A 25,340-nucleotide genomic window follows, 5' to 3' on the forward strand; every position below is an offset into this window, starting at 1 on the left:
CGTGATCCTGTTTCCGGCGATCGATCTCAAGGAAGGGCGTTGCGTTCGCCTCGTCCAGGGGGACATGGCGCAAGCCATCGTCTTCAGCGACGATCCGGCCGCCCAGGCGAGCGTGTTCGAGGAGCAGGGCTTCTCCTGGCTTCACGTGGTCGATCTCGACGGCGCCTTCGCCGGCGCTCCGATGAACGCCTCCGCCGTCGATGCCATCCTCGCCCGCACGAACCTTCCGGTCCAGCTCGGCGGCGGTATCCGCGAGATGCGCACCGTCGAGGCCTGGATCGAGAAGGGTGTCAGTCGGGTCATCATCGGCACGGCCGCCGTACGCGATCCGGCCTTCGTGCGCGAGGCGGCCCGCCTGTATCCGGGCAAGATCGCCGTCGGTGTCGATGCCAAGGACGGTCGCGTGGCGGTGGAAGGCTGGGCCAAGACCTCCAGCACGACGGCTGAGGAACTCGGACGTCGGTTCGAGGACGCGGGCGTTGCCGCCATCATCTACACGGACATCGCCCGCGACGGCATCCTCAAGGGCCTGAACATCGAGATGACCCTCGCCCTCGCCGAGGCCGTGACGATCCCGGTCATCGCCTCGGGCGGCTTGGCCTCCATCGAGGATGTCCATCGTCTGCTGGAGCCGGATTGCGCGATGCTGGCCGGCGCGATCACCGGGCGGGCGCTCTATGACGGCCGCATCGACCCGCGCGAAGCGCTCGCCGCCATCGCCCGCAAGGCGGCCGCGTAGGCCTTCGTCGTTCCTCGTTCGCAAGAGATATGAAAAAGCCGCGCGTCCCATGGGGCGCGCGGCTTTTTCGTTTCCCGCGAATAGCGGCGCGAAAGGCCGCTCTTGTCAGAGGCCGCCCTTGTCAGAGGCCATTCTTGGCACCCGGCACGATGCTCGTGCCCGAGCCGCTGCCGAACGGCTCGTACTTGGTGAGGCCGCGGAACAGCTGGCCGAGGAAGGCGCGATCCGCGCCGCTGGTCGGCGTGGTGCGCTCGATGAAGTCGAACACCTTGCCGTCCTGCAGGCCGTAGAGGGCGATACGCTCCACCTTGAAGCCGGCGTTGAAATAGATGGTGGTGACCTTCTGGTCCTCCACCTGCTCCCCGAGGAACAGCACCGTGCGGCGCGAGTTCTGGGTGATGTAATACCACGTCTTGTTGCCGACGGTGGAGACCGTGGACGGAGAGCCGAGGATCTGGAGGACCTGCTCCGCGCTCATGCCCGGCTTCACCGTGGCGAGGGCGGCTTGATCGATCTGGTATCCGTGCCGGAGATCCTCACCGATGCAGCCGGAGATTCCCACGCCGACAAGGCCGATGACGGCGAGACGGCTGATCGACGAGACGAAACGGCGCGACATCAGCCACCCTTGATCCGTTGAGACAACACGACGTTTGAACGTCATAGCTCGGTGCCGATCTCCACCTGGACGTTCCGGTGGAGCTTGCGCCCTGGCTGTCGGTTGCCGTACCGCGAGGTTATGGTTTTGACAAGGCAAGCTCGGCCACACCCCTCCCGCCTCCGGTGGACGGCATGATTTCGCGATTCTTCAAGCGAAGCTCCGCGCGCGCCAGCGTCGTCGAGGCGTTGCATCTGCGGATCAACGAAGCCTCGCGGGAGCCGGCCCTCTATACCCGTCTCGGCGTCCCCGACACCGTGGAGGGCCGTTTCGAATGCCTGACGCTCCACGTCATCCTGGTCCTGCGGCGGATGAATCAGTTGCCGCAGCCCGCGGCGGACATCGCCCAGGATCTGGTCAACGCGGTCTTCCTGCAGCTGGATTCCTCGCTGCGCGAACTCGGTGTCGGCGATTTCGGCGTGCCCAAGCGCATGAAGAAACTGGGTGCCGCCTTCTACGGTCGCGCGGCGGGTTACGATGGCGCCCTGGATGCGAGGGACGAGGACGGCCTGAAGGCCGCCCTGGCGCGCAACGTCATCGGTACCGAGACGCCGGAGGCCGGTGCCGGCCTCGCGCGCTACGTGCTGAGAAGCGTCGACCTGCTCGATGGACGCGACCTCGATCACCTCATATCGCACGGGCCGGGCTTCCCATCCCCGCTGAACCTCAACCAATCGGGAGATATCTGACATGACGGCAAAGTCGGCGGTTGCGCCCTTGTCGCGGCCCTTCCGGGTCGACCGCCTGCCCAGGGACAGGGCAGGAATCGTCATCAAGGCGACACCGGAGGAGGAGGCGGCCCTGGCTGCGGATTTCCGAATCCCGGCCGTCCGCGACCTCGTGGGCCAGCTGCAATGGAGCGGAACGTCCGCGCATCTCGTCATCACCGGCACGGTCTCGGCCGTCGTCACGCAGGTCTGCACGATCAGCCTGGAGCCGTTCGAGGCGGAGGTCTCCGAGCCCGTCGAGATCGTGTTCAGCGATCGCGAGCCGGAGAAGGAGGCCGGCGACGAGGAGACCGACATCCCGGATCCGATCGTCAACGGCACGATCGACCTCGGACAGGTCACCGCCGAGTTCCTGGCGCTCGGCCTCGACCCTTATCCGCGCAAGCCCGGCATCGCCTTCGAGCCGGTGGCCGAGGAGCGGGAATCGCCACTGGCCATCCTCAAGACGCTGAAGCAGGACGACGCGTGAATTCCGGCCCCGGCAACGGATTTGCGGAGTGACGGAGCCGGGGGCGAACCGCGGATTCCGCAAAAGCTGAGATTTCGTTTGCCCGCCGGGCTCGAACCGCTATTTTCCGCCGCGCCGAGGAGGGGTCCGCCCATGCGGGTTCAGGCCTCTCGTCGATCCCGTCTCGCCGAAGGGCGTTCCGTCGATCCTTCGCTCAAGAAGGGTCTGTCCATCCTGAAAGAGGCCTCCGGCCGAACCTCATGTCCCAAAGAGTGTGCATCTCGCTCGACGCCATGGGCGGCGACCACGGTCCCACGACCGTGGTGCCGGGCGCCGCCATCGCGCGCGAGCGCCATCCCGAGATGACGTTCCTGATGTTCGGGGACGAGGCCATCCTCGCCCCGCTGGTGGCGGCCGAACCACGCCTGAAGGGGGCGGTGGAGATCAGGCACACCACCGTGGCGATCTCTATGGACGAGAAGCCGAGTCAGGCCGTCCGCTCCGGGCGCGGCAAGTCTTCGATGTGGCGCGCGATTCAGGCAGTGAAGGACGGGGAAGCCGATGCAGCCGTCTCCGCCGGCAATACCGGCGCACTCATGGCGATGTCGAAGATCTGCCTCAAGACCTTGGCCGGCATCGAACGTCCCGCCATCGCCTGCCTCTGGCCCACCGTGCGCGGCGAGAGCGTCGTCCTCGATGTCGGCGCCACCATCGGCACGGACGCGGAGCATCTCGTGGAGATGGCCCTGATGGGCGCCGCCATGGCCAGGATCGTGTTCGATCTGGATAAGCCGACGGTGGGCCTGCTCAATGTCGGGACCGAGGAGATGAAGGGCAACGAGGCGGTGAAGGAAGCCGCCCGGCGCCTGCGCGAGAGCGATCTGCCGAACCTGACCTATCACGGCTTCGTGGAAGGCAACGACCTCGGCAAGGGCACCGTGGACGTGGTGGTCACCGAAGGCTTCACCGGCAATATCGCGCTGAAGACCGCGGAGGGCACGGCCAAGCAGATCGGCAGCTACCTGCGCGCGGCCATGAGCCGGACCCTCTCGGCCAAGATCGGCTACTTCTTCGCCCGGCAGGCCTTCAAGGCATTGCGCGACAAAATGAACCCGAGCCGGGCCAATGGCGGCGTGTTCCTCGGCCTCGAGGGCATCGTCATCAAGAGCCATGGCTCGGAAGACGCCCATGGCTTCGCGTCCGCCGTCGATCTCGCGCACGATATGGCGCGGCACGACCTGATGCGGACCATTCGCGACATGCTCGAACTCACGCCCATGGCCGCCTCCGCATGAGGTGGTCGATGCCGGATCGGATCTGACATGGCGGTTACACGCTCCGTAGTGGTGGGAACGGGCTCGGCCCTGCCCGCACGTCTCGTGACGAACGACGAGTTGACGAAGACCGTCGACACGTCCGACGAATGGATCGTGCAGCGCACGGGCATCCGCCAGCGCTACCTCGCGGGTGCCGGCGAGACCACGTCGACCTTGGGGATCGCGGCCGCCAAGGCCGCCCTGGACGATGCCGGGCTCGGGCCGGAGGATATCGACCTCGTCCTCTGCGCCACCTCGACGCCGGACCATACGTTCCCCTCGGTGGCGACCCAGATCCAGGCGGGGCTGGGCATCCGCTCCGGCTTCGCCTTCGATATTCAGGCGGTCTGCGCGGGCTTCGTCTACGGGGTCGCTACCGCCGACAAGTTCATTGCCTCCGGGAGCGTGAAACGTGCGCTCGTGGTCGGCGCCGAGACGTTCTCGCGCATTCTCGACTGGGAGGACCGCACGACCTGCGTGCTGTTCGGCGACGGCGCCGGGGCGATCGTCCTCGAGGCCCAGGACGGGGAAGGGACGAACGAGGATCGCGGCGTGCTCACCAGCCATCTGCGGTCCGACGGACGGCACCGTGAGAAACTCTACGTCGATGGCGGACCCGGCTCCACCGGCACGACCGGTCATCTGCGGATGGAGGGCAAGGAGGTCTTCCGCTTCGCCGTGGGCTCGGTGACGGATGTCATCGCCGACGCATTCGCCGCCACGGGGACGAGCGCCGACGACCTGACATGGTTCGTGCCGCATCAGGCGAACCGTCGCATCATCGAGGCCTCCGCCGACAAGCTCGGTATAGACCGCAGCAAGGTCGTCCTCACCGTCGACCGGCATGGCAACACCTCGGCGGCGTCCATCCCGCTCGCCCTCGATGCGGCCCGCAAGGACGGTCGGATCAAGCGCCGCGACCTCGTCATGATCGAGGCCATCGGCGGCGGTTTCACCTGGGGTGCCGCCCTGATCCGCTGGTGAGGCGAGCCCGGGGTCGAGCACACTGCCGAGGCTTGACCATCAAGTCCTGTTGACCTGCGGCTTAACGCAGATTAGCGTGTCCGATCATAGAGATACGTCAGAAAATACGATTCGTTTTGGGGAATGACGCATGGCAGGGAAGACGGTCACACGCGCCGATCTGAGCGAGGCCGTCTATCAGCAGGTCGGGCTGTCGCGGACGGAATCGGCAGCGCTCGTCGAAACCGTGCTGTCCGAGATCTGCACCTGCCTCGCCTCCGGTGAAACGGTGAAGCTGTCGTCGTTCGGGTCCTTCGTCGTTCGCGGCAAGGGCCGGCGCGTGGGCCGCAACCCCAAGACCGGCGTCGAAGTGGCCATCGAGCCGCGCCAGGTCATGGTATTCAAGCCGTCCAACGTGCTCAAGTCCCGGATCAACGGCGTCAACGGCGTCGCGGAACAAGACGACGATTGAGGTCTTCCATGTCGCTGGCAGTCAAGGTTCCTGCCGATAGGGCGCGGGGCGGGGACGGCTCCTTCGAGGGGAGTGGTCCCGGCTCCGTGGACAATCGCGACACGATGGAAAAACGCCCCGGGGCATTTCGCACGATCAGCGAAGTGGCCGACGAGCTCGACGTGCCGCAGCACGTTCTCCGGTTCTGGGAGACGAAGTTCGCCCAGGTCAGGCCGGTGAAGCGCGCGGGTGGTCGGCGCTATTACCGGCCGGAAGACGTAGACCTGATCAGGGGCATCCGACGCCTGCTCCATGAGCAGGGCTACACCATTCGCGGTGCTCAGCGCGTTCTGAAGGAGAACGGCATCCGCTTCGTCCAGTCGGTGGGGCGCGGCGAGGCCGAAGTGGCGGCCCCAACCCAGCGAGATCTGGACACCGGGGAATACGAGGCCGACGAAGAGGTCGCTCCCGGCGCGGCAAGCGACGACGACCGGCTCGGTGACGACCGGCTGACCCTGCAGGCCGTCCTCGACGACCTCCATGCATGCCGCGATGCGTTGCAGACTCTGAGCGACCCGTCGGATCTCGCAATCCGCTCCTGATAGGACGATCGCGCGGCTCGGGTGTCGAAGGAAACGCCGCGATACCCTCGACGGCGGGCTCCCCCCTTCCCACATGCAGCGGGCCACGGCGGTCACACACACGTTAGCCCATAAGGTCGCCAGGCATCACCGGAGACCGCCCGATGTACGCCGCCAAATCGAATGCCTTTCTCGCAGCAGGCCTGTTTCTCGCGCTCGCCAGCGCCCCGGCCATGGCCCAGGATACGGCGACCCGCACCGAGACCGCGGCCCCCGGAAAGAGCGTCCGCATCCTCATCGCCTCGAACCTGAAGGACGATTGCAAGCCGGGCTCCATGCCGGAGATCCGCATCAGCACCTCGCCCAAGAACGGCTCGCTCATCACCAAGACCGGCAGCGTCACCACCCCGTCGAGCCACAAATGCCCCAACAAGAAGACCGCCGCGACGGGCGTCTTCTATCAGAGCAAGGACGGCTTCACCGGCACGGACGAGGTCGTGGTCGAGGTCAAGAAAGCCGACGGGAAAACCAGCACCCAGACCATCACCATCACCGTCGGCGGCTCGGCCGTGAAGGGCGGGGACGACACGAAGAAGAGTGCCACGGACCTGTGATCCGGCCCTGAGCCCCTTCGACATCACGGGTCCGGCGGCTGCGATTCTCACCGCCGGGCACCGTACTGTGGCAAGCTTCCCACGCTCGATTGCCGTCGCGACCGCACTGCGACAAAACTGGGCCTGTCAGTTGCATCCGAGCCGAGACAGGATGAAGCTGCGTCAGTCGTGAAGGGATCGGGATGCCAATGCCATCGACGAACGACCTGTTCCAGAGCTTTGCCCGCGGTTACGAGGCCCGCCGCGATACGGAGATGAGCCTTTCCGAGTTCATGGAGGCGTGCCGAGACGAGCCCCTCATGTACGCCACCGCGGCCGAGCGTATCCTCGACGCGATCGGCAAGCCGGAATTCGTGGACACCGCCAAGGACGCCCGTCTCGGCCGGGTGTTCATGAACCGGACGATCCGGGTCTATCCCGCCTTCTCCGAGTTCTACGGCATGGAGGAGACGATCGAACGGATCGTCTCGTTCTTCCGCCACGCGGCGCAGGGCTTGGAGGAGCGCAAGCAGATCCTCTACCTCCTCGGCCCCGTCGGCGGCGGCAAGTCGTCCCTCGCCGAACGCCTCAAGGCCCTGATGGAGGTCCACCCCATCTACGTCCTGAAGGCCGGCAACGAGGTCTCGCCGGTCTTCGAGAGCCCGCTGGGCCTGTTCGATCCCGAGGTGATGGGCGCCGAGATCCAGCAGCGCTACGGCATTCCGCGCCGTCGCCTCACCGGCCTGATGAGCCCCTGGGCCTTGAAGCGCCTCGACGAGTTCAACGGTGACATCTCGCAGTTCAAGGTGATCAAGGTCCGGCCCTCGCGCCTGCGCCAGATCGGCATCGCCAAGACCGAGCCCGGCGACGAGAACAACCAGGACATCTCGTCCCTCGTCGGCAAGGTGGACATCCGCCGTCTCGAGACCCTGTCCCAGGCGGACCCGGACGCCTACTCCTATTCCGGTGGCCTCAACCGGGCGAACCAGGGCGTCCTCGAATTCGTCGAGATGTTCAAGGCGCCCATCAAGATGCTGCACCCGCTGCTCACGGCGACGCAGGAGGGCAATTACGTCGGGACCGAGAATATCGGTGCGATCCCGTTCACCGGCATCATTCTGGCGCACTCGAACGAGTCCGAGTGGCAGACTTTCAAGACTAACAAGAACAACGAAGCCTTCATCGACCGTATCTACGTCATCAAGGTGCCCTACTGCCTGCGGGTGACCGAAGAACAGCGGATCTACGAGAAGCTGGTCTCGGGCTCCGAACTTGCGGACGCGGCCTGCGCCCCCGGCACGCTGGAAATGCTGGCCCGGTTCTCCGTGCTCTCCCGCTTGCGCGAGCACGCCAATTCCAACGCCTTCTCGAAGATGCGCGTCTATGACGGCGAATCCCTGCGCGAGGTCGATCCCCGCGCCCGTTCCATGCAGGAATACAAGGATGCGGCCGGCGTCGACGAGGGGATGGACGGCATCTCCACCCGCTTCGCCTTCAAGGTGATGGCGGCCACGTTCAACCACGACACGACGGAAGTCTCGGCCGACCCCGTCCATCTCATGTACACGCTGGAACAGTCCCTGCGCCGCGAGCAGCTGCCGCCGGAGACCGAGAAGCGCTATCTCGAGTTCATCAAGACCGAACTCGCGCCGCGCTATGCCGAGTTCATCGGCCATGAGATCCAGAAGGCCTATCTCGAATCCTATCACGATTACGGCCAGAACCTGTTCGACCGTTACATCGACTACGCCGATGCCTGGATCGAGGATCAGGACTTCAAGGATTCCGAGACCGGGCAGCTCCTCAACCGTGAACTCCTGAACCAAGAGCTCACCAAGATCGAGAAGCCGGCCGGCATCGCCAACCCGAAGGATTTCCGCAACGAGGTCGTCAAGTTCGCCCTTCGCTCGCGGGCTCAGCATGGCGGGCGCAACCCGTCCTGGACGTCCTACGAGAAGCTACGCGAGGTGATCGAGCGGCGGATGTTCAGCCAGGTGGAGGAACTGCTTCCGGTCATCTCCTTTGGTTCCAAGAAGGACGGCGAGACGGAGAAGAAGCACGGTGAGTTCGTCGATCGCATGATCGCGCGAGGCTATACCGAGCGGCAGGTTCGCCGTCTGGTGGAATGGTACATGAGGGTGAAGCAGGCGGGTTAGGACGGCGACACGTCCGGTCGCGGGCTAAGCAGGTTCGCGTTGGCAAGCCAACGCTTCGCCCTGCTCAGCTCTTTGATGTGTCGCAGGTTTTGATCGCAGAACCGGGGCCACTTCTGCGAAACCTGCTTAGGGCCGGCGGGCATTGCGGTGCCTGCCGGACACGACCGTCGAACCTGCCAGGGTCTCAGGGGCCAGGGTCTTGAGGGCGAGGACGAAAGCACCGGATGCACATCGTTGACCGTCGGTTGAATCCCGGAGGCAAGAGCCTTCCAAATCGCCAGCGCTTCCTGCGCCGGGTCAAGGACATGGCCCAGCGCGCCGTGCGCGAATCCGCCCGCGAGAAGGATATCAAGGACCTCGGCAAGGACGGGCGCGTCACGGTTCCCGGAGACGGCGTGCGCGAGCCCCGCTTCAGTCGCCAATCCGGCACCGGCCTGCAGGACTACATCCTGCCCGGCAATAAGACCTATGTGGAAGGGGACCGCATCGAGCGCCCGCAGGGCGGCGGCGGGGGCAAGGGCTCCGGCCAGGGCGGGGAGGGCTCCGAGAACAGCGAGGATGCGTTCCACTTCGTGCTGACGCGGGAGGAGTTCCTCGAACTGTTCCTCGAAGACCTCGAACTGCCGGATCTGGCCAAGCGCCGCCTCTCGATCGTGGAGACCGAAGGCCTGCGGCGCGCCGGCTACACAGTGTCAGGCTCGCCCGCCAACCTCGCGCTCACCCGCACCCTGCGCAATTCCATGTCGCGGCGCATCGCGCTCAAACGCCCAAAGCCGGAGGAGATCGCGGAACTCGAAGGCCGCATCGCCGAGGCCGATCTCGGCGACGCCCGCCTCCCCGACATGAGGCTCGCCCTGGAGGCCCTGCGCGAACGCACCAGGCGAATTCCCTATGTCGATCCGATCGACCTGCGCTATCGCCGCTTCGAGCCCTATCCGCGCCCCATCGCCCAGGCGGTGATGTTCTGCCTCATGGACGTGTCGGGCTCGATGACCGAGCACATGAAGGATCTCGCCAAGCGCTTCTACATCCTGCTCCACATTTTCCTGACGCGGCGCTACCGGCACGTGGAGATCGTCTTCATTCGCCACACCGACAAGGCGACGGAGGTGGACGAGGAGACGTTCTTCGGCTCGCGCGAGACGGGCGGCACCCTGGTGTCGTCGGCGCTGGTGGAGATGAAGCGCGTCATCACCGAGCGCTACGACCCCAACGACTGGAACATCTACGCGGCCCAGGCCTCGGACGGGGACAACGTGTCGAGCGATGGCCCGACCTCCACCGAACTCCTGCGCGCCCATATCCTGCCCGCCTGCCAGCACTTCGCCTATCTCGAAGTCGGCGACGAGAACGGCCCCCGCGCCGGCTTCGTCGAGCACCGCACCACCCTGTGGCGCACCTACGAGGCTCTGGCCAAATCCGGCGGCGCCATCGCCATGCGCAAGGTCAACCATCGGCGCGACATCTACCCGGTCTTCCGCGAATTGTTCGGGCGCAAGGACGCGCGCGCCGAAGCGGAGGCGTGACGCTCGGGCATCGGCCCGAAGTCGGGGAGCCGGTTTTGGGACGAGTTGGCACGATGAGGTGAACCCTTCCTCCCGCGCGCGAGGGGGAGGGGAGGAGAGCCGGAACGCTCGGAGAGAAGGACGACGATGGTCACGAACCTCCATTTCCCCGCATCGCCGACGATGTCGGGCGGCCAAACACCTCTGTTTTCCGGCAACGACTGGGATTTCGACACGATCCGCCGCATCCACGATGCCTGCGAAAAGATCGCCGGCGAGGAACTCGGCCTGTCCTGGTATCCGAACCAGATCGAGATCATCACGGCGGAGCAGATGCTCGACGCCTATGCCTCCATCGGCATGCCGCTGTTCTACAAGCATTGGTCGTTCGGCAAGCATTTCGCGCAGCACGAGGCCGGCTATCGCCGCGGCATGATGGGCCTCGCCTACGAGATCGTCATCAACTCGGATCCGTGCATCTCCTACATCATGGAGGAGAACACGGCGACGATGCAGACCCTGGTGATCGCGCACGCCGCCTTCGGTCACAACCATTTCTTCAAGAACAACTACCTGTTCAAGCAATGGACCGATGCCGAGGGCATCCTCGATTACCTCGATTTCGCCAAGGGTTTCATCACCCGCTGCGAGGAACGCTACGGTCATCAGGCGGTGGAGCAGGTGCTCGACGCCGCCCACGCCCTGATGAGTCAGGGCGTCCACCGCTATCCGCGCAAGAAGCGGCCGGACCTCGCCTCGGAGCAGCGGCGCGAACGCGAGCGGGCCGAGCATGGCGAGCAGATCTACAACGACCTGTGGCGCACCCTGCCGCAGAAGAGCGCCGGACTCCGGCCGGACGCCGCCCTGGAGCGGCGCAAAGCCCTGCTCGAACTGCCCCAGGAGAACCTGCTCTACTTCCTCGAAAAGGCAGCCCCGCGCCTGCGTCCGTGGCAGCGCGAGATCCTGCGGATCGTCCGCCTCGTGGCGCAGTATTTCTATCCCCAGCGCCAGACCAAGGTGATGAACGAAGGCTGCGCCACCTATTGCCACTACCGGATCATGAACTCGCTCTCGGAGAAGGGGCTGATCGGCGAGGCGGCCTATCTCGAATTCCTGCAGTCGCACACCAATGTCGTTCGCCAGCCGAACTACAACGAGCGCGGCTATGGCGGGCACAATCCCTATGCCATCGGCTTCGCCATGATGCAGGACATCGCCCGCATCGTGGAGCAACCGACGCAGGAGGATCGCGAATGGTTCCCCGAGATCGCCGGCACGGGCGATGCCATGGCGACCCTGCGCGACATCTGGGCGAACTACCGCGACGAGAGCTTCATCGCCCAGTTCCTCAGCCCCAAGCTCATGCGCGACATGCGGCTCTTCCACGTGGTGGACAATCCCGACGAGGCGGAGTTGCGCGTGGAGGCGATCCATGACGAGCGCGGCTATCGGAAGCTGCGCCGCTCATTCGCGAGGCAGTACGACGTCGCTTGGCTCGATCCCGATATCGAGGTGGTCGACGTCGATCTGGAAGGCGATCGCCGCCTCATCGTCCACCACAAGGCGCTGAACCGGATCACGCTTCAGGCGGAGGATGCCCGCCACGTCCTGCAGCATCTGGCCGATCTCTGGGGCTACGACGCGGTGCTCATGGAGATCGATCCGGCCACGGATTCGATCCTGGCGGAACATCACGCGGCAGCGCGGCCGATCTTCTTCTGAAGCCGCGGATATGCCGATTCGAAGCCCGATCCGTTGCATTTGACGGATCTCACTCCCGGTTCTTTCGCAGACCCCTGACCATTCTCGGGATAACGGAAGATGCGAGGTGGTCATGAATGAACGTCGGATCGATGAGCGGCGGCGTAAGGACGAGGCCGGCCTCATCGCCATAGACGAACACACGACGCTTCCCTGCATCGTCTACGATATCTCCGCCTCCGGCGTTCGGCTCATTCTTCCGGAAACAGCCCTGGTCCCCGACACCTTCATCCTGCATTCGGCGTGTATCGAAGGCATCGAGGTCTGCCGCGTCGTCTGGCGGAGCGACGAGACCATCGGCGCGACCTTCAGCAGGACGGCGGCCTGACGCACGCGTCGGAGCGGGACGGTCGCCGACTGCACCGAGGTCAGCCCGGAAAAACGAAAAAGGCCGGGGACAGCGCGCCCCGGCCTTGAACATCAGAGCGGAGGACATCTGCTGATATGCCGATGTCACCGCGTTTTAATGGTCGGAGTAGCAGGACTTGAACCTGCGACCCCCTGTCCCCCAGACAGGTGCGCTACCGGGCTGCGCTATACTCCGTCAAGAACCGCTCTGAACTCGTCGATCACGTAGGATGCCGCTCCGGTTACCGGTCCTGAGACCGATGCGCTGACCGGGCCGCGCTACGCTTCGACGCCCCGTGAAGGGCTGAGCGGTCTTAGCTTCACGGTCCCCCATGTGCAACCCCTTTTCCGTGGCTCCGGCGCGGACATCTCGCGCCGGAGCCTGTCGTCGTCACGCATGCGTCGGCGTCGCGTGGGGATCGTGCTTGTCAGGTGTGCCGCCATGCGGATCCTTGCCGCGCTTCTTGGCGAACCAGATCAGGATGTTGCGGATCGCCACGTAGAAGACCGGGGTCAGGAACAGGCCGAAGAAGGTCGCGCCGATCATGCCGAAACAGACCGCGGTGCCCAGGGCCTGACGCATCTCCGCGCCGGGACCGGTGGCGATGACGAGGGGCACCGTACCGAGGATGAAGGCGAAGGCCGTCATCAGGATGGGGCGCAGGCGAAGGCGACAGGCTTCCACAGCGGCGGCGACCGGCCCCTTCCTCTCCGTCTCTTCCAGCTGGTGAGCGAACTCCACGATCAGGATCGCGTTCTTCGCCGCCAGACCGATGAGCACGATCAGTCCGATCTGGGTCAGGATGTTGTTGTCCTGCCCCCTGAACTGGACCGCGCCCAGGGCCGAGAGCACGCCCGTCGGGACGACGAGGATGATCGCCAGCGGCAGCGCCCAGGATTCGTACTGCGCCGCCAGCACCAGGAAGACGAGGAGCACGCCGAGACCGAAGACGTAGATCGCAGTGTTGCCCGTCGCCTTCTGCTGGAAGGCGATCTCGGTCCAATCGTAGGCGTAGCCCTCCGGCAGGGACTGGGCGATCTTCTCCATCGCCGCGAGCGCCTGGCCGGTCGACACGCCGGGCTTGGCATCGCCCTGGATCGGCACCGAATAGAACAGGTTGAACCGCTGCACGATCTGCGGCCCGCTGATCTCGCGGATCGAGGCCAGTGTCCCCATGGGCACCAGAGCGCCGGTGGAGGAACGGACCTTGAGCTGCTCGATATCGCGCTTCTCCAGGCGGAAGGCGGCATCGGCCTGCGCGCGCACCTGGTAGATGCGGCCGAACGTGTTGAAGTCGTTGATGTAGGCGCCGCCGAGATTGGTCTGCAGGGTGGCGAAGACCGAAGCCAGCGGCACGTTCAGCATCCGCGCCATCGTGCGATCGATGTCGATGAAGAGCTGAGGCGTGTCGTTGCCGAAGGTCGTGAACACCCGCTGGACGTCGCTGCTCTGGTTCGCCTGACCGAGGATCTCGTTCGTGGCGGCCAGCAGCGGAGCGATGGCGGAGCTCTGGCGGTTCTCGATCTGCATCTTGAAGCCACCGCCGGTGCCGAGGCCGCGGACCGGTGGTGGTGGGATGAACAGGACGCGGGCCTCCTGGATCGAGGCGGTGGCCTTGAACACGTCGCCGGTGATCGCAGCCGCCGTTCTGCCCGTCGTCGCGCGCTCCTTTGCCCCCTTCAGGACCAGGAACATCACGGCGCCGTTGGTGGTGTTGGTGAAGGTCGCCCCGTCGAAGCCCGAGATGATGACGGCATCGCTGACGCCGTCGACCTTCAAGGCCATGTCGGCGGCCCGCCTCACCACGGCGGTGGTGCGCTCCAGGGCCGAGCCCGCCGGCAGCTGGACGACGCCGATGAGGTAACCCTGGTCCTGCTGCGGGATGAAGCCCGTGGGCGTCGTCGTGGCCACATGCAGCGTGCCGGCGATGATCGCGGCATAGACCACCATCATGCCGAGCAGGCCGATCGTGCGGCCGGTCAGGAATTGGATCGTGGCGGCGTAGCCATGCGACAGCTTGTCGAAGCCCCGATTGAACAAGTCGGCGAGCCAGGCGACGAACCGGGTCAGGAAGAACTTAGGCTTGGCGTGTTCGTGGTGAGGCTTGAGCAGCAGCTTGCAGAGCGCCGGTGACAGCGTCAGCGAGTTGAACATCGAGATGATGGTCGAGGCCGCGATGGTGAGCGCGAACTGCTTGTAGAACTGCCCCGAAATGCCGGGGATGAAGGCGGTGGGGATGAACACCGCCGACAGGACGAGGGCGATGGCGAGCACCGCGCCGCCCACCTCGTCCATGGTCTTGTGCGCGGCGTCTCCGGGGGAGAGCCCCTCGGCCATGTTCCGCTCGACATTCTCCACCACCACGATCGCGTCGTCGACGACGATGCCGATGGCGAGGACGAGCCCGAACAGGGTGAGATTGTTGATGGAGAAGCCGAAGGCCTGCATGGCCGCGAAGGTGCCGATCAGCGAGACCGGGATCGCGATCACCGGGATCAGCGCCGTGCGCCAGCTCTGCAGGAAGACGATGACCACGATGACCACGAGGGCCACGGCTTCGAACAGGGTCTTGTAGACCTCGTGGACCGATTCCTCGATGAACTCGGTGGGGTTGTAGGCGATCCTGTACTGGACCCCCGGCGGGAAGCTTTTCTTGATCGTCTCCATCGTCGCCCGCACCTGCGTGGCGGCTTCGAGGGCGTTGGTGCCCGGACGCTGGAACACGCCGACGCCGACGGCGGGGGTCCCGTTCAGGAAGGACTGCGTGGTGTAGTCCTTCTGGCCCATTTCGGTGCGGGCAATGTCCTTCACGCGCACGAGGCGGCCGTCGCTGGCCTTGACGATGACCTCGGTGAACTCTTCCGGGGTCTGGAAGCGACCCTGCGACTGGACGACGAGCTGGAAGGCATTGTCCTTCGGCGCAGGCGGGGCGCCGAGGGCGCCCGAGGCGACCTGGACGTTCTGCTCCTGGAGGGCCGAGATCACGTCGGTGGTCGAGAGTCCGTAGGCGGACAGCTTGTTCGGATCGAGCCAGATGCGGAGCGCGTATTCGCTGCCGCCGAACACCGTGATGTCGCCGACGCCATCGAGGCGCAGCAGCTCGTCGCGGATACGCAGGTAGATGTAGTTCGAGAGGTAGTTCTGGTCGTAGGTGTTGTCCGGGGACAGCAGGTGCACGACCATCATCAGGTCGGGCGACGACTTGCGGACGGTGACGCCGAGGTTGCGAACGTCGGGCGGCAGGCGCGGCTGCGCCACCGAAAGACGATTCTGCACCAGCACGTTGGCGATATCGAGGTTGGTGCCGACCTTGAAGGTGACGGTCAGCTGCATGTTGCCGTCGTTGGTCGACAACGACGTCATGTAGAGCATGTTGTCGACGCCGTTCACCTCCTGCTCGATCGGCGTCGCGATCGTTGCCGCCACCGTCTCGGCATTGGCGCCCGGATAGGAGGCGCGCACCACGACGGTCGGCGGAACGATCTCCGGATATTGCGCGACGGGCAGCGACTCGTAGGAGACGTAGCCGAGGATCAGGAAGATGATCGACGTCACCGACGCGAAGATCGGCCGATCGACGAAGAAGTGGGCAAAGCGCATCGGTCAAACCTCTCGCCACAAAGGCGCCCTGGGCCACCTCTGCGGGAATGTTTCTTCGTTCGCCGTCACGAACCCGCCGGATGTCACGCCCCTGAAACGGAAGGCGGAAACCGGCGGGTCCGGTCTAGAGTGGGTTGCGCGTCAGCTGCGGCTCGGCGGCAGCGTGCTCGCCTCCGCCGTCACCTTGGCGCCCGGGCGGACGCGGGACAGGCCGTTGACGACGACGTTCTCGTCACCCTTCAGGCCTTCGCGGATCACGCGGTAACCATCGACCTTCGGCCCGAGCTTCACGTCGCGGGTGCTCACCGAGCCATCGTCGGCGACGATGTAGACGATGCGCTTGTCCTGGTTCGCGGAGATGGCCTCGTCGGGCAGGAGGATGCCCTGGAAGGGCTTCGTTGCCGGGAGCGAGACGATGCCGAACAGGCCCGGCTTGATGAAGCCGTCCGGGTTCTCGACGGTGGCGCGCAGCAGCACCGTACCGGTGGCGTTGTCGACGCGGTTGTCCACGAAGTCGAGGGTGCCCTTACGGGTCGGCTTGGTCTCGTTGGTCAGGGCGATCAGGATCGGAACGCCCTTGCCCTTCTGGGTCTGCCCCATGCCGATGCCGAGGCTGCCCTGATATTTCAGAAAGGAGCGCTCATCCACGGTGAAGCCGAAGTAGATCGGGTCGAGGGAGACGATCGTGGTCAGCTGGGTCTGATCGGTGATGACGATATTGCCCTCGGTGACGAGGCGCTGGCTGATACGGCCCGAGATCGGCGCGCGGACTTCGGTGAAGTCGTAATTGAGCTGTGCCTGGCGCAACTGCGCATCGGCGCTGTCCACATTGGCCTGAGCCGTCTGCGACGCCTGCCGGCGCTGGTCCGTCACCTGCTCGGAGATGTTGCCGGAACGGCTCAGGGTCTGAGCGCGTTCGAGGTCGGTCTGGGAAAAGGTCAGTCCGGCCTGGGCGGAGGTGAGGGCGGCCTTGGCCTGATCGAGGGCGGCCTTGTAGGGGCGACGGTCGATCACGAAGAGCAGGTCGCCCTTCTTCACCGTGGCGCCGTCCACGAAATTGACCTTCTCGAGATAGCCCGTGACCCGCGCCCGGACGTCGACGATCTCCACGGGATCGAACCGGCCCGTATAGACATCGGTCTCGACGATCTCGCGCACCACCGGCTTGGCCGTGGTCACCTTCGGAGGCGGACCACCGGGGGCCTGGGCGGAAACCGGAGAGGCGAAAGCCAGAAATACGGCGGACAGGAGGATCGCGGACGACCATCCGGAGAGCGGACGCTTGATCATGTTGCTTTTCCCTGCGCCCTGCGAGCTAAAGGCACCGTTCCCGTGATGTCGTGCGCTGCCGCACATAGCCCGTGGAGCTATGGGATTGAGACGTGAAATGTTCAGGATTCGACCGTTTCCTCGGCCAGATACCAGTCCTTGAACCCACCGACATAATGCTCCTCCACCGGGATCCCGGCGGATTGAGCGGCGGCCAGGGCGTGGACCGAACGGACACCGGCCGCGCAGGAGAAGACCGGGCGACGACCGTCCTCGGCGATCAGAGCCGACAGGGCGCGCGTGTCGAAGGTGGACAGAGGGTGGGTGACGGAACCCGGAATGTGCCCGGCCGCGTATTCGTGAGGCTCCCGCACGTCGATGAGCAGGATCGAGCGATCCTCGAGTCCCCGCTTGATCGTCTCCCGGTCGAGATCGACAACCTTCATGCGCTTGGCCCTCGCTTCGTCGCCACACGGAGACTCGTGGCGAATGTTCTTATGCGTCAGGCGTCATCACGGCAAATTCCCTGTCGGACAAGTGCCATCGCCAGCGTTCGGCAATACGGGCCGGAGGAGGTTCGGCGCGATAGAGCGAAGCCGTTCGTGCGGGACGGATAGGAGCGATGACCACCTCGACCTCCCGCCGATCGAATGCGTACCTTGAACAGCCTTATGGGACAGGGCGCGCGATCTACCCGGGCGCCCTCTTCGGCGCCTCGATCCCGGCGGCTACTTCATGAAGACCGCGGTCTTAGGCCGAGGCGAAACCGCTGAGAGCGGCCAGTCTTGGATCAGCGATCCCGATGGCCTGGAACAGGCTGCCCATTCCTCTTTTTTCCGACGCGGTCAGGCGATGGAAGGCGGCGTCGACCGCTTCGGCCTGTGCTTGGCTCGCCACGCCCTTCAGGCGATCCGCGCGCTCACGCAGGCCCAGGTTCAGGAGGAACCCCCGCTGGTCCAAGGGACCATCGACTCGGGCTCCCTCGCCGATCGCGGCCCTCCCGAGGGCAGCGAAATCGACATGGGTCGTCAGATCCGCCTCGCCGGGAGCCAGCAGCGGATCGGTGAAGCGATGGGCGGATACCGCCTGGAGCGTATCGCCGAATCCAGGCCGCACATGGCCGTAATCGATGGCCAGGAGCGCGCCGCCCTGAGTGACGATCCGGCGGCTCAAGCTCCGCACGATGTCGAGGGCCGGTCCCGGAACGGTCATCAGCGCCCCGACCGGCGCCTGGACCGCGATTTCCCGGTCGGGCTCCGCCGCGAGACCGAAGGCGAGGCGGCCGCCATCCGGAGAGAGGCCGACGAGGCGTTCGCACCAGCCGCGCTGCGTCCTCAGGAACTGGCGAACGGGGAGGGCGTCGAAGAACTCGTTGGCGATGACGATCATCGGCCCATCGGGCAGGGTCTCGATGCCATCGTGCCACGTGGGTGAAACGACGGCGAGGCGGGACGCCTGCGCCGCCCGAAGAACGGGGCTGGTCTCGACGAGGTGAATGGCGGGCTTCCAATCGGGTGCCGCGCGGTTCAAGGCCCGCAGGGCGTCGGCCATCAGCGTGCCGCGACCGGGGCCGAGTTCCGCCAGGACGAGGTGGCTCGGTCCGCCCATGGCGGCCCATGTCAGGGCGATCCAGATACCGATCAGCTCGCCGAACATCTGGCTGATCTCGGGCGCGGTGACGAAATCGCCGCGGGCGCCGAGGGGATCGCGGCTGCGGTAATAGCCGTGGACCGGATGTCCGAGGCAGAGCGCCATGTAACGGGCGATGCCGATGGGGCCGGTCTCGACGATTTCGTCGCGGATCTCGGCGAAGAGCGGCGTGGTCACGCTGCGTCGGCCCGTACGGTCTCCGCCTGTTCAGGGCGCGGCTGCGTCACGCCGCGGGCGGCGAGGACGATATAGGCGATGCCGATCAGGGCCATCGGCACGCAGAGCAGCATCCCCATGGTGATGCCGCCATAGCGCCAGTCCCCGGTACCGAAGAGGTATCCAAGCTGCCGGTCGGGTTCACGAAAAAACTCGCAGAACGTGCGGGCGAGCGCGTAGCCGAGGACGAAGAGTCCGCCGAGGAGCCCCGGTTTGCGGAAGCCGAAGGCGCGGACGGCGATGGCCATCACCACGAACAGGAGAGCCCCCTCCGTGGCCGCCTCGTAGAGCTGGCTCGGGTGCCGCGCCAGCGGGCCGCCCGAGGGAAACACCACCGCGTAGGCGAAATCCGGGGCGATCCGCCCCCACAGCTCGCCGTTCACGAAATTGGCGATGCGACCGAAGAACAGTCCGATGGGAACGACGACGGCGGCGAGATCGAGAAGGGTATAGGGAGACAGTTTTCGCGAGCGGGCGAACAGCACCATGGCCAGGACGGCACCGAGAAAGCCGCCGTGGAACGACATGCCGCCGTTGCGGATCGCCAGGATCTCGAGGGGATCGTCGAGATAGAGCGGCAAATTGTAGAACAGGACGTAGCCGATGCGGCCGCCGAGGACGACGCCGAGGGCGACCCAGACGATGAGGTCGTCGATATCGTTGAGGCTCGGCCGCCGCACGACACCCCAGAACCGGTCCGCCGCCACCAGCCGGCGGGCATAGAACCAACCGCCGACGAGGCCGACGATGTAGGACAGGGCGTACCACTTGATCGTGATCGGGCCGATCGCCACCGCCACCGGATCGATGGCGGGAAAGGGCAGGGCGAGCAACGGCGGCATCGGCTGGCCTCCAGGAAGGAGGCCGGCTTTGGACGCGCCGGGCCTCCCGCGTCAACCCTCGGGCGACGCGGGAGGCCCATGACGGGTCAGGCGGCCCGCACCGTCGCGAGGAATTGACCGACTTCCGAACGCAGGCTGTCGGACTGGGTCGACAGATCTTCCGAGGCCGTCAGGACCCGGCCGGCGGAGGTGCCGGCCTCGGCCGCCGAGCGGGCGACCTCCTCGATATCCGTGGTCATGGCGCCGGTACCGGCCGAAGCCTGCCCCATGTTGCGGACGATCTCCTGCGTCGTGAGGCTCTGCTCCTCCACGGCCGCGGCGATGCTGCTGGTGACCATGCTCATGCTCTCGATCCGCGAGACGATGCCCTGGATCGCGCCCGACGCGCCGTTGGTCGCGCCCTGGATCGCCTCCACCTGCTGGTGGATTTCGGCCGTGGCGCGGGAGGTCTGCTCGGCGAGGCTCTTCACCTCGGCCGCCACGACGGCGAACCCGCGTCCGGCTTCGCCCGCACGCGCGGCTTCGATGGTCGCGTTGAGGGCCAGCAGGTTGGTCTGCGATGCGATCTGCTGGACCATGCCGACCACGTCACCGATGCGCGTTGCGGCGACCGACAGCGTGCGCATGGTCTCCGCGGTACGGCTTGCCTCCTCGACGGCGGAGCGGGACATGTCGGCGGCCTGCTCGACCTGACGTCCGATCTCCTGCACCGTCGCGCCGAGCTCCTCGGCGGCGGCGGCCACCGCGTTGACGTTGCCGGCGGTCTGGTGGGCGGTGGCGGCGACCGACGTCGAACGGCTGACCGTGCCGTCCACCGTCATGGTCATGCTGTTCGACGCATCGTGCAGGCTCGCCGAGGCGGACGACACGCCATCGACGATGCGGCCGACGGAGCGCTCGAAATTGTCGGCGAGTTCGTTGAGCAGGGCGCGGCGCTCGATCTCCGCGCGCATGCGGGAGGCCTCGGTGGTGCGAAGCTGCTGAGCCGCATCTTCCAGCGAAATGTCGCGGATGGTGACGACGGCGCGGGCGATGTCGCCGATCTCGTCGGCACGACGGCTGCCGGGAACCTCTTCGAGGATCTCGCGGCGGGCCAAGGCCTGGAGGGCACGGGCGAGGGCGCCGAGGGGCCGGACGATGCTGCGGGCGAAGAGCAGGCCGAGAAGAGCGGTGGCAGCGAGAACCGCGAGAGCCGACATGAGCAGCGACTTCGTCAGGCTATCCACGGAATGGAGCGCCTCGCCCTGGGCCTGCTCGGCGACGATGGTCCAGGGTGACCCCATCATCGAGATCGAGGCGGTGGCGGCCAGGCGGGCCTTGTCGCCGCTGCCGTAGACGAAGGGCTTGCCGGACTTCAGGTTCTCGGCATCGAGACCCGTCGTCGCGACGGGCATGCCCGCCTTCGCGGATGCGTTCAGGGGCGGGTTGCCGCGCAGCAGGCCATCGGAGCCGACGGCCATCACCTGTCCGGTGGCACCCAGGCCGTTTCGCTCGGACAGCGAGGCGTCGAACAGGGCGGGCGTCACGCGCAGCACGAGAAAGCCGATCCGCGAGGCGGCCTGGCCGGTTCCCATGGCGACGTTGGCGCGACGGTAGATGCCGCGACCGAGGAAGGCGGAGGGACCGGAATCGGCGGGATAGGCAGTGAAGTCCTGCGTCAGAACCGTATCGGGCTCAGCGGTCTTCAGGCGCTCGATGAGTTTGGCGAGGCCGGTCTTCTGAAGCTCCGGCTCCGACAGGTTATGGGTGAAATCCGCCCCCTTCGTGGTGGTGTAGACGATGCGCCCTTCTTCATCGACGAAGAGAAGGTCGGCATAGCCGGGACGCTCCACGAGCTTGCGGGCCACTTCCTGCACTTTCGCATGGCGACGGCCATACATGGTGCCGGTGCCCTCGACCGCCATGCGTTCCTGCGCGGTCGTCGGGCTGGTGAAGGCCTGCACGAGGCCGGCATAATCGGCCTTCGCCGGATCGAGAGACTCGACCAGATCGCCGACATTGCTCGAAACCTGATTGTTGCCGGCGGTGGCCACCAGATCGCCGCGTGCCCGATCGGCGATCAGTTCCAGGCCGATCTTGCGGGCCGTGGCGGCGAATTCCAGCCGTTCCTGCACGGCGGAGATCAAGCCGGACTTGGCTGAGTACCAGCTCAGACTGCCCATGACGGCGGTGCTGACCATCGCCAACCCCACGATGATGACGGGCAGGCGGACATTGAGACTGCTAACGATAGACATAAGAACGGAAGCCCCTCGATAAACTGGGGTGCAAATTATCCTATGACAAATTTAGAAAACGTTCCTCCGGGGCGGGGCTGCGTACTTTTCATGCTCGAAAAATGCTGTTTCGGCATTGCCCGGCCTCCATGAGGGAAGGCCGGGACAAGCATCACCGACAATGCTCAATGGGCGGAAGCGGCCTCGGAGGCAGCGATTTCCGGCCGGGCGACCTCTCCTGTCGCCAGGAACAGGCGGTACGCGAGATTGTCCGTCTCATCGACGCATGGGTATCCGAGAGCGTCCAGGGCGGCGTCGAAACGCTGGCGCTCTTCGGCGGGCACGCTGATCCCGGCGAGCACGCGGCCGTAATCGGCTCCGTGGTTACGGTAGTGGAACAGGGTGATGTTGAACCCGTCCGCGAGGCCGTCGAGGAATCGCAGGAGGGCGCCCGGCCGCTCCGGAAACTGGAACCGGTAGATGCGCTCGTCGGCGAGTTCGGCCGAACGGCCGCCGACCATGTAGCGGATGTGAACCTTGGCCATCTCGTTGTCGCTGAGATCGACCACGCTGTAGCCGTCGGCCCGAAGGCCGGCGATGAGATCGCGCTTTTCCGGGATCCCGCCGGGCAGGTTGATGCCCACGAAAATCTGCGCCTCGGCGGAGGGCGCGTAGCGGTAGTTGAACTCGGTGATCGCACGCGGGCCGAGATGGCGGATGAACGCGCGATAGGCGCCCGCGCGCTCGGGGATCGTAACGCCGAGGAGCGCCTCGCGCTGCTCGCCGATCTCGGCACGCTCGGCAATGTGGCGCAGACGATCGAAATTGAGGTTGGCTCCCGACGAGATCGCCACCAGCGTCCCGGCCGAGCCGCCCTCGCGCGCCGCGTAGACCTTCGCACCGGCCAGAGCCAGCGCGCCGGAGGGCTCGGAGACCGCGCGGGTATCGTCGAAGATGTCCTTGACCGCCGCGCACATGGCGTCGGTATCCACGGTGATGACCCCGTCGAGATGCTCGCGGCAGAGGCGGAAGGTCTCCTCGCCGGCCTGGCGCACGGCGACGCCGTCGGCGAACAATCCTACGGTCGGCAGCACGACACGCTCGTCGGCGGCCAGGGCCGCCGCCATGCAGGCGGCATCGTCCGGCTCGACGCCGATGACCTTGGTCTCGGGCCGCAGGTACTTCACGAAGGTGGCGATGCCGGCGGCGAGACCGCCGCCGCCGACCGGCACGAAGATCGCCTCGATCGGTCCGGAATGCTGGGTCAGGATCTCCATGCCGATGGTGCCCTGGCCGGCGATCACATCGGGATCGTCGAACGGGTGGAGGAAGGTGAGCCCCTGCTCGCCTTCCAACTGGCGGGCATGGCCGAGCGCCTCGTCGAACGTATCGCCGAACAGCACGACCTCGGCCCCGCGCGCGCGGCAGGCATCGACCTTGATGGCGGGGGTCGTGCGCGGCATCACGATGACGGCACGCACGGTGAGCCGAGCCGCCGCGAGAGCAACGCCCTGGGCATGGTTTCCGGCCGAGGCGCAGACGACCCCGCGCGCCAGCACCTCGGACGAGAGACCCGACATCTTGTTGTAGGCGCCGCGCAGCTTGAACGAGAAGACCGGCTGCAGGTCCTCTCGCTTGAGCAGGACCGGGCGCCCCAGACGCGCGGACATGCGCGGCATGGGATCGAGCGGGCTCTCGATGGCGACGTCGTAGACGCGGGCGGTGAGGATCTTGCGGATGTAGTCGGTCAAGGAGACGCGTGCTCCGTCGCAGGTCTGGGATCGGTGTCGGATGAGCTTCGGGATACGCCCGTGGGACGGAAGAAGCGAGGGGCGATCCCCCGGCCCGGTGGGACAAGGCGCCGCCCGTCGCGGAGATGGCGAGGGAGCGACGGCTTTAGAAGAACCTGTCGATGGCGGCCGCCAGCCACACCAGGGCCACCAGAGCCTGCGCCATGAAGGCGCCCGCGGAGGCGAGGTCCTTCACGACGCCGATCCTGACATGGCGATCGGGGTGGAGGTGGTCGCAGAGCTTCTCGATCGCCGTATTCAAGAACTCCGCCGCCAGCATCGCGAGCAGGCTCGCCAGCAGTGCCACGCGAACCCAGAGCGTCGACCCCATCAGCAACGCGGCGGGAATTCCGATCACAAGCAGGACGAGTTCAAGGCGCAGGGCTCGTTCGGTCCGGGCGCCGAAGACGAGGCCGCGCCAGGAATTGAGGAAGGCGAGATAGAGCGCGTGCATGGGGTCAGCGATCCGCGGGAGCGCCGCGGGCGATCCATTTCGCGAGAAGCGGGCCGGTGAGGAGCACCACGAACAGGCGCAGGGTCTGCACGGCCAGGACGAAGGACACGTCGGCCTTGGAGCCCACCGCGATGATCGCCACGGAATCGAGCCCGCCCGGACTGGTGGCGAGAAACGCCGTGAGGAAGTCCACCGGCAGCAGGAAGGTGAGGCCGTAGGCCCAGCCGCCGCACAGGGCGATGACGGCGAAGGTGGCGACGAGGATGCCCGGCAGGGCGGCGAATGTCTCGCGCAAGGTCTGCGCCGTGAAGCGCAGACCGACATACCAGCCGATACAGGCATAGGCGAGGTCGAGGAGCGGTTCGGGCAGGGCCATCGAGACGAGGCCCGTGGCATGGAGGACGGCGCCCAGGATCATCGGCCCGACGAGGGCGCTCGCGGGCAGGCGCAGGAGCCGGGCCAGCGCGACGCCGATCCCGGCGACCGCGAGAGTGGCGAGAACGGGCAGGATGCCGGTATCGGCCAGGGCAGCGGCCTTCGCGGTGCTCGACGTATCGGTAAGTATACGGGCGACCACGGAGGCCGAGAGGACGACGGCGGCGACGCGCACATATTGCATGAAGGCGACGAGGCGCGGGTCCGCGCCGTATTCCTCGGCCATGGCCGTCATGGCGGCGGCCCCACCGGGGGAGGAGCCCCAGGCGGCGGTGCTGCCGGGAAGGATCCGCAGGCGGGTCAATGCCCAGCCCACGAGGGCGCCGGCCATCACGGTGACGAGCACCACGGCGAGGATCAGCAATCCGTCATCGAGGAGCGTCCCGACGATATCGGCGGTGACCGCCTTGGCGACGAGGCAGCCGATGATGGCCTGCGCCGCCTGGAACCCGGGCCGCGCCAGCGACAGGCTCGCCCCGCCGACCCCGAAGGCGATGGCCACGAGCATCGGCCCCAGGAGGAGCGCCGCCGGGAACTGTGCCAGCGTGAGGCCGTAGGCGATAGCGGCCGAGGCGGCGACGAGCGCCGTCCAAAGGCCGAGGGAGCGCGGGCTGAGCACG

The 25,340-nt window shown here is 66.2% G+C and carries 22 protein-coding genes and 1 tRNA gene; 12 read left to right on the plus strand and 11 right to left on the minus strand.

Going from position 1 to position 25,340, the window contains the following annotated elements; translation table 11 throughout:
- The first annotated feature begins 1 nt into the window (after nucleotide 1).
- Nucleotides 2-739, plus strand: coding sequence for a 1-(5-phosphoribosyl)-5-[(5-phosphoribosylamino)methylideneamino]imidazole-4-carboxamide isomerase (hisA, locus tag ASF08_RS12870; protein WP_018042320.1), 738 nt, complete (start codon nucleotides 2-4; stop codon nucleotides 737-739).
- 121 nt (nucleotides 740-860) lie between these two features.
- Here hisA and ASF08_RS12875 read toward each other — a convergent pair whose 3' ends face one another.
- A complete protein-coding gene (locus tag ASF08_RS12875; protein ID WP_018042321.1) occupies nucleotides 861-1,358 on the minus strand; it encodes an outer membrane protein assembly factor BamE in 498 nt (165 codons plus the stop codon).
- Between the two features lie 173 nt (nucleotides 1,359-1,531).
- Here ASF08_RS12875 and ASF08_RS12880 point away from each other — a divergent pair, with 173 nt between their 5' ends.
- The 11 genes from ASF08_RS12880 (at nucleotide 1,532) to ASF08_RS12930 (ending at nucleotide 12,227) form a co-directional block, all read left to right on the plus strand.
- Nucleotides 1,532-2,086 (plus strand): ubiquinol-cytochrome C chaperone family protein, encoded by a 555-nt coding sequence (locus ASF08_RS12880; RefSeq protein WP_056146539.1) that lies wholly within the window; start codon nucleotides 1,532-1,534, stop codon nucleotides 2,084-2,086.
- 1 nt (nucleotide 2,087) lies between these two features.
- Nucleotides 2,088-2,594: a YceD family protein gene (locus ASF08_RS12885; RefSeq protein ID WP_056145843.1), complete on the plus strand. Its 507-nt coding sequence runs from the start codon at nucleotides 2,088-2,090 to the stop codon at nucleotides 2,592-2,594.
- 239 nt (nucleotides 2,595-2,833) lie between these two features.
- Nucleotides 2,834-3,868, plus strand: coding sequence for a phosphate acyltransferase PlsX (gene plsX, locus ASF08_RS12890; RefSeq protein ID WP_056145847.1), 1,035 nt, complete (start codon nucleotides 2,834-2,836; stop codon nucleotides 3,866-3,868).
- Nucleotides 3,869-3,895: 27 nt separating this feature from the next.
- Nucleotides 3,896-4,873: a beta-ketoacyl-ACP synthase III gene (locus tag ASF08_RS12895; RefSeq protein ID WP_056145852.1), complete on the plus strand. Its 978-nt coding sequence runs from the start codon at nucleotides 3,896-3,898 to the stop codon at nucleotides 4,871-4,873.
- Nucleotides 4,874-5,003: 130 nt separating this feature from the next.
- Entirely contained in the window at nucleotides 5,004-5,324 is a 321-nt protein-coding gene (locus tag ASF08_RS12900; RefSeq protein WP_018042326.1) for an integration host factor subunit alpha, read from the plus strand.
- Between the two features lie 104 nt (nucleotides 5,325-5,428).
- Complete coding sequence (locus ASF08_RS12905) at nucleotides 5,429-5,905, plus strand: MerR family transcriptional regulator (RefSeq protein ID WP_056146541.1); 477 nt, start codon at nucleotides 5,429-5,431, stop codon at nucleotides 5,903-5,905.
- Nucleotides 5,906-6,048: 143 nt separating this feature from the next.
- Nucleotides 6,049-6,498, plus strand: a complete 450-nt coding sequence (locus ASF08_RS12910; RefSeq protein ID WP_018042328.1) for a hypothetical protein — start codon at nucleotides 6,049-6,051, stop codon at nucleotides 6,496-6,498.
- A gap of 182 nt (nucleotides 6,499-6,680) precedes the next feature.
- The gene (locus tag ASF08_RS12915) at nucleotides 6,681-8,633 is read left to right on the plus strand and encodes a PrkA family serine protein kinase (protein WP_056145855.1); all 1,953 of its coding nucleotides are present in this window, start codon (nucleotides 6,681-6,683) and stop codon (nucleotides 8,631-8,633) included.
- 224 nt (nucleotides 8,634-8,857) lie between these two features.
- Nucleotides 8,858-10,159, plus strand: a complete 1,302-nt coding sequence (locus ASF08_RS12920; protein WP_056145858.1) for a YeaH/YhbH family protein — start codon at nucleotides 8,858-8,860, stop codon at nucleotides 10,157-10,159.
- Nucleotides 10,160-10,285: 126 nt separating this feature from the next.
- Nucleotides 10,286-11,860, plus strand: a complete 1,575-nt coding sequence (locus tag ASF08_RS12925; protein WP_056145860.1) for a SpoVR family protein — start codon at nucleotides 10,286-10,288, stop codon at nucleotides 11,858-11,860.
- A gap of 112 nt (nucleotides 11,861-11,972) precedes the next feature.
- Nucleotides 11,973-12,227: a PilZ domain-containing protein gene (locus ASF08_RS12930; RefSeq protein WP_018042332.1), complete on the plus strand. Its 255-nt coding sequence runs from the start codon at nucleotides 11,973-11,975 to the stop codon at nucleotides 12,225-12,227.
- A 139-nt stretch (nucleotides 12,228-12,366) separates the two neighbouring features.
- Here ASF08_RS12930 and ASF08_RS12935 read toward each other — a convergent pair.
- The 10 genes from ASF08_RS12935 to ASF08_RS12980 all read right to left on the minus strand — a co-directional run bounded on the left by ASF08_RS12935 (nucleotide 12,367) and on the right by ASF08_RS12980 (nucleotide 25,339).
- A tRNA-Pro gene (locus ASF08_RS12935) sits at nucleotides 12,367-12,443 on the minus strand.
- Between the two features lie 195 nt (nucleotides 12,444-12,638).
- Complete coding sequence (locus ASF08_RS12940) at nucleotides 12,639-15,848, minus strand: efflux RND transporter permease subunit (RefSeq protein ID WP_018042333.1); 3,210 nt, start codon at nucleotides 15,846-15,848, stop codon at nucleotides 12,639-12,641.
- Between the two features lie 141 nt (nucleotides 15,849-15,989).
- Nucleotides 15,990-17,138 (minus strand): efflux RND transporter periplasmic adaptor subunit, encoded by a 1,149-nt coding sequence (locus tag ASF08_RS12945; RefSeq protein ID WP_018042334.1) that lies wholly within the window; start codon nucleotides 17,136-17,138, stop codon nucleotides 15,990-15,992.
- A gap of 101 nt (nucleotides 17,139-17,239) precedes the next feature.
- On the minus strand, nucleotides 17,240-17,563 hold the full coding sequence (locus ASF08_RS12950) for a rhodanese-like domain-containing protein (protein WP_056145863.1): 324 nt from the start codon (nucleotides 17,561-17,563) through the stop codon (nucleotides 17,240-17,242).
- 304 nt (nucleotides 17,564-17,867) lie between these two features.
- Entirely contained in the window at nucleotides 17,868-18,944 is a 1,077-nt protein-coding gene (locus tag ASF08_RS12955; RefSeq protein WP_056145867.1) for a class I SAM-dependent methyltransferase, read from the minus strand.
- Entirely contained in the window at nucleotides 18,941-19,825 is an 885-nt protein-coding gene (lgt, locus tag ASF08_RS12960; RefSeq protein WP_056145870.1) for a prolipoprotein diacylglyceryl transferase, read from the minus strand. The genes ASF08_RS12955 and lgt overlap by 4 nt, the downstream gene beginning before the upstream one ends.
- Before the next feature lie 86 nt (nucleotides 19,826-19,911).
- Complete coding sequence (locus ASF08_RS12965) at nucleotides 19,912-22,062, minus strand: methyl-accepting chemotaxis protein (protein ID WP_056145873.1); 2,151 nt, start codon at nucleotides 22,060-22,062, stop codon at nucleotides 19,912-19,914.
- A 164-nt stretch (nucleotides 22,063-22,226) separates the two neighbouring features.
- Complete coding sequence (gene ilvA / locus ASF08_RS12970; protein ID WP_443136823.1) at nucleotides 22,227-23,846, minus strand: threonine ammonia-lyase, biosynthetic; 1,620 nt, start codon at nucleotides 23,844-23,846, stop codon at nucleotides 22,227-22,229.
- Between the two features lie 91 nt (nucleotides 23,847-23,937).
- Nucleotides 23,938-24,285 carry a diacylglycerol kinase gene (locus ASF08_RS12975; protein ID WP_056145878.1) on the minus strand — a complete coding sequence of 116 codons (348 nt, stop codon included), beginning with the start codon at nucleotides 24,283-24,285 and terminating at the stop codon, nucleotides 23,938-23,940.
- A 4-nt stretch (nucleotides 24,286-24,289) separates the two neighbouring features.
- Nucleotides 24,290-25,339 (minus strand): AbrB family transcriptional regulator, encoded by a 1,050-nt coding sequence (locus tag ASF08_RS12980; protein ID WP_056145881.1) that lies wholly within the window; start codon nucleotides 25,337-25,339, stop codon nucleotides 24,290-24,292.
- Between the last annotated feature and the right edge of the window lies 1 nt (nucleotide 25,340).

The sequence above is a fragment of the Methylobacterium sp. Leaf85 genome (assembly GCF_001422125.1).
Classification (GTDB): Bacteria; Pseudomonadota; Alphaproteobacteria; order Rhizobiales; family Beijerinckiaceae; genus Methylobacterium; species Methylobacterium bullatum.

What these genes read in the sequence shown, in the direction of transcription:
- ASF08_RS12885 (WP_056145843.1), top strand. Translation starts at nt 2,088, where the DNA reads ATGACGGCAAAGTCGGCGGTTGCGCCCTTGTCGCGGCCCTTCCGGGTC.
- lgt (WP_056145870.1), bottom strand. Translation starts at nt 19,825, where the DNA reads ATGCCGCCGTTGCTCGCCCTGCCCTTTCCCGCCATCGATCCGGTGGCG.
- plsX (WP_056145847.1), top strand. Translation starts at nt 2,834, where the DNA reads ATGTCCCAAAGAGTGTGCATCTCGCTCGACGCCATGGGCGGCGACCAC.
- ASF08_RS12905 (WP_056146541.1), top strand. Translation starts at nt 5,429, where the DNA reads ATGGAAAAACGCCCCGGGGCATTTCGCACGATCAGCGAAGTGGCCGAC.
- ASF08_RS12930 (WP_018042332.1), top strand. Translation starts at nt 11,973, where the DNA reads ATGAATGAACGTCGGATCGATGAGCGGCGGCGTAAGGACGAGGCCGGC.
- ASF08_RS12910 (WP_018042328.1), top strand. Translation starts at nt 6,049, where the DNA reads ATGTACGCCGCCAAATCGAATGCCTTTCTCGCAGCAGGCCTGTTTCTC.
- ASF08_RS12940 (WP_018042333.1), bottom strand. Translation starts at nt 15,848, where the DNA reads ATGCGCTTTGCCCACTTCTTCGTCGATCGGCCGATCTTCGCGTCGGTG.
- ASF08_RS12945 (WP_018042334.1), bottom strand. Translation starts at nt 17,138, where the DNA reads ATGATCAAGCGTCCGCTCTCCGGATGGTCGTCCGCGATCCTCCTGTCC.
- ASF08_RS12920 (WP_056145858.1), top strand. Translation starts at nt 8,858, where the DNA reads ATGCACATCGTTGACCGTCGGTTGAATCCCGGAGGCAAGAGCCTTCCA.
- ASF08_RS12925 (WP_056145860.1), top strand. Translation starts at nt 10,286, where the DNA reads ATGGTCACGAACCTCCATTTCCCCGCATCGCCGACGATGTCGGGCGGC.
- ASF08_RS12965 (WP_056145873.1), bottom strand. Translation starts at nt 22,062, where the DNA reads ATGTCTATCGTTAGCAGTCTCAATGTCCGCCTGCCCGTCATCATCGTG.
- ASF08_RS12950 (WP_056145863.1), bottom strand. Translation starts at nt 17,563, where the DNA reads ATGAAGGTTGTCGATCTCGACCGGGAGACGATCAAGCGGGGACTCGAG.
- ASF08_RS12900 (WP_018042326.1), top strand. Translation starts at nt 5,004, where the DNA reads ATGGCAGGGAAGACGGTCACACGCGCCGATCTGAGCGAGGCCGTCTAT.
- ASF08_RS12975 (WP_056145878.1), bottom strand. Translation starts at nt 24,285, where the DNA reads ATGCACGCGCTCTATCTCGCCTTCCTCAATTCCTGGCGCGGCCTCGTC.
- ASF08_RS12880 (WP_056146539.1), top strand. Translation starts at nt 1,532, where the DNA reads ATGATTTCGCGATTCTTCAAGCGAAGCTCCGCGCGCGCCAGCGTCGTC.
- ASF08_RS12915 (WP_056145855.1), top strand. Translation starts at nt 6,681, where the DNA reads ATGCCAATGCCATCGACGAACGACCTGTTCCAGAGCTTTGCCCGCGGT.
- ASF08_RS12875 (WP_018042321.1), bottom strand. Translation starts at nt 1,358, where the DNA reads ATGTCGCGCCGTTTCGTCTCGTCGATCAGCCGTCTCGCCGTCATCGGC.
- ASF08_RS12895 (WP_056145852.1), top strand. Translation starts at nt 3,896, where the DNA reads ATGGCGGTTACACGCTCCGTAGTGGTGGGAACGGGCTCGGCCCTGCCC.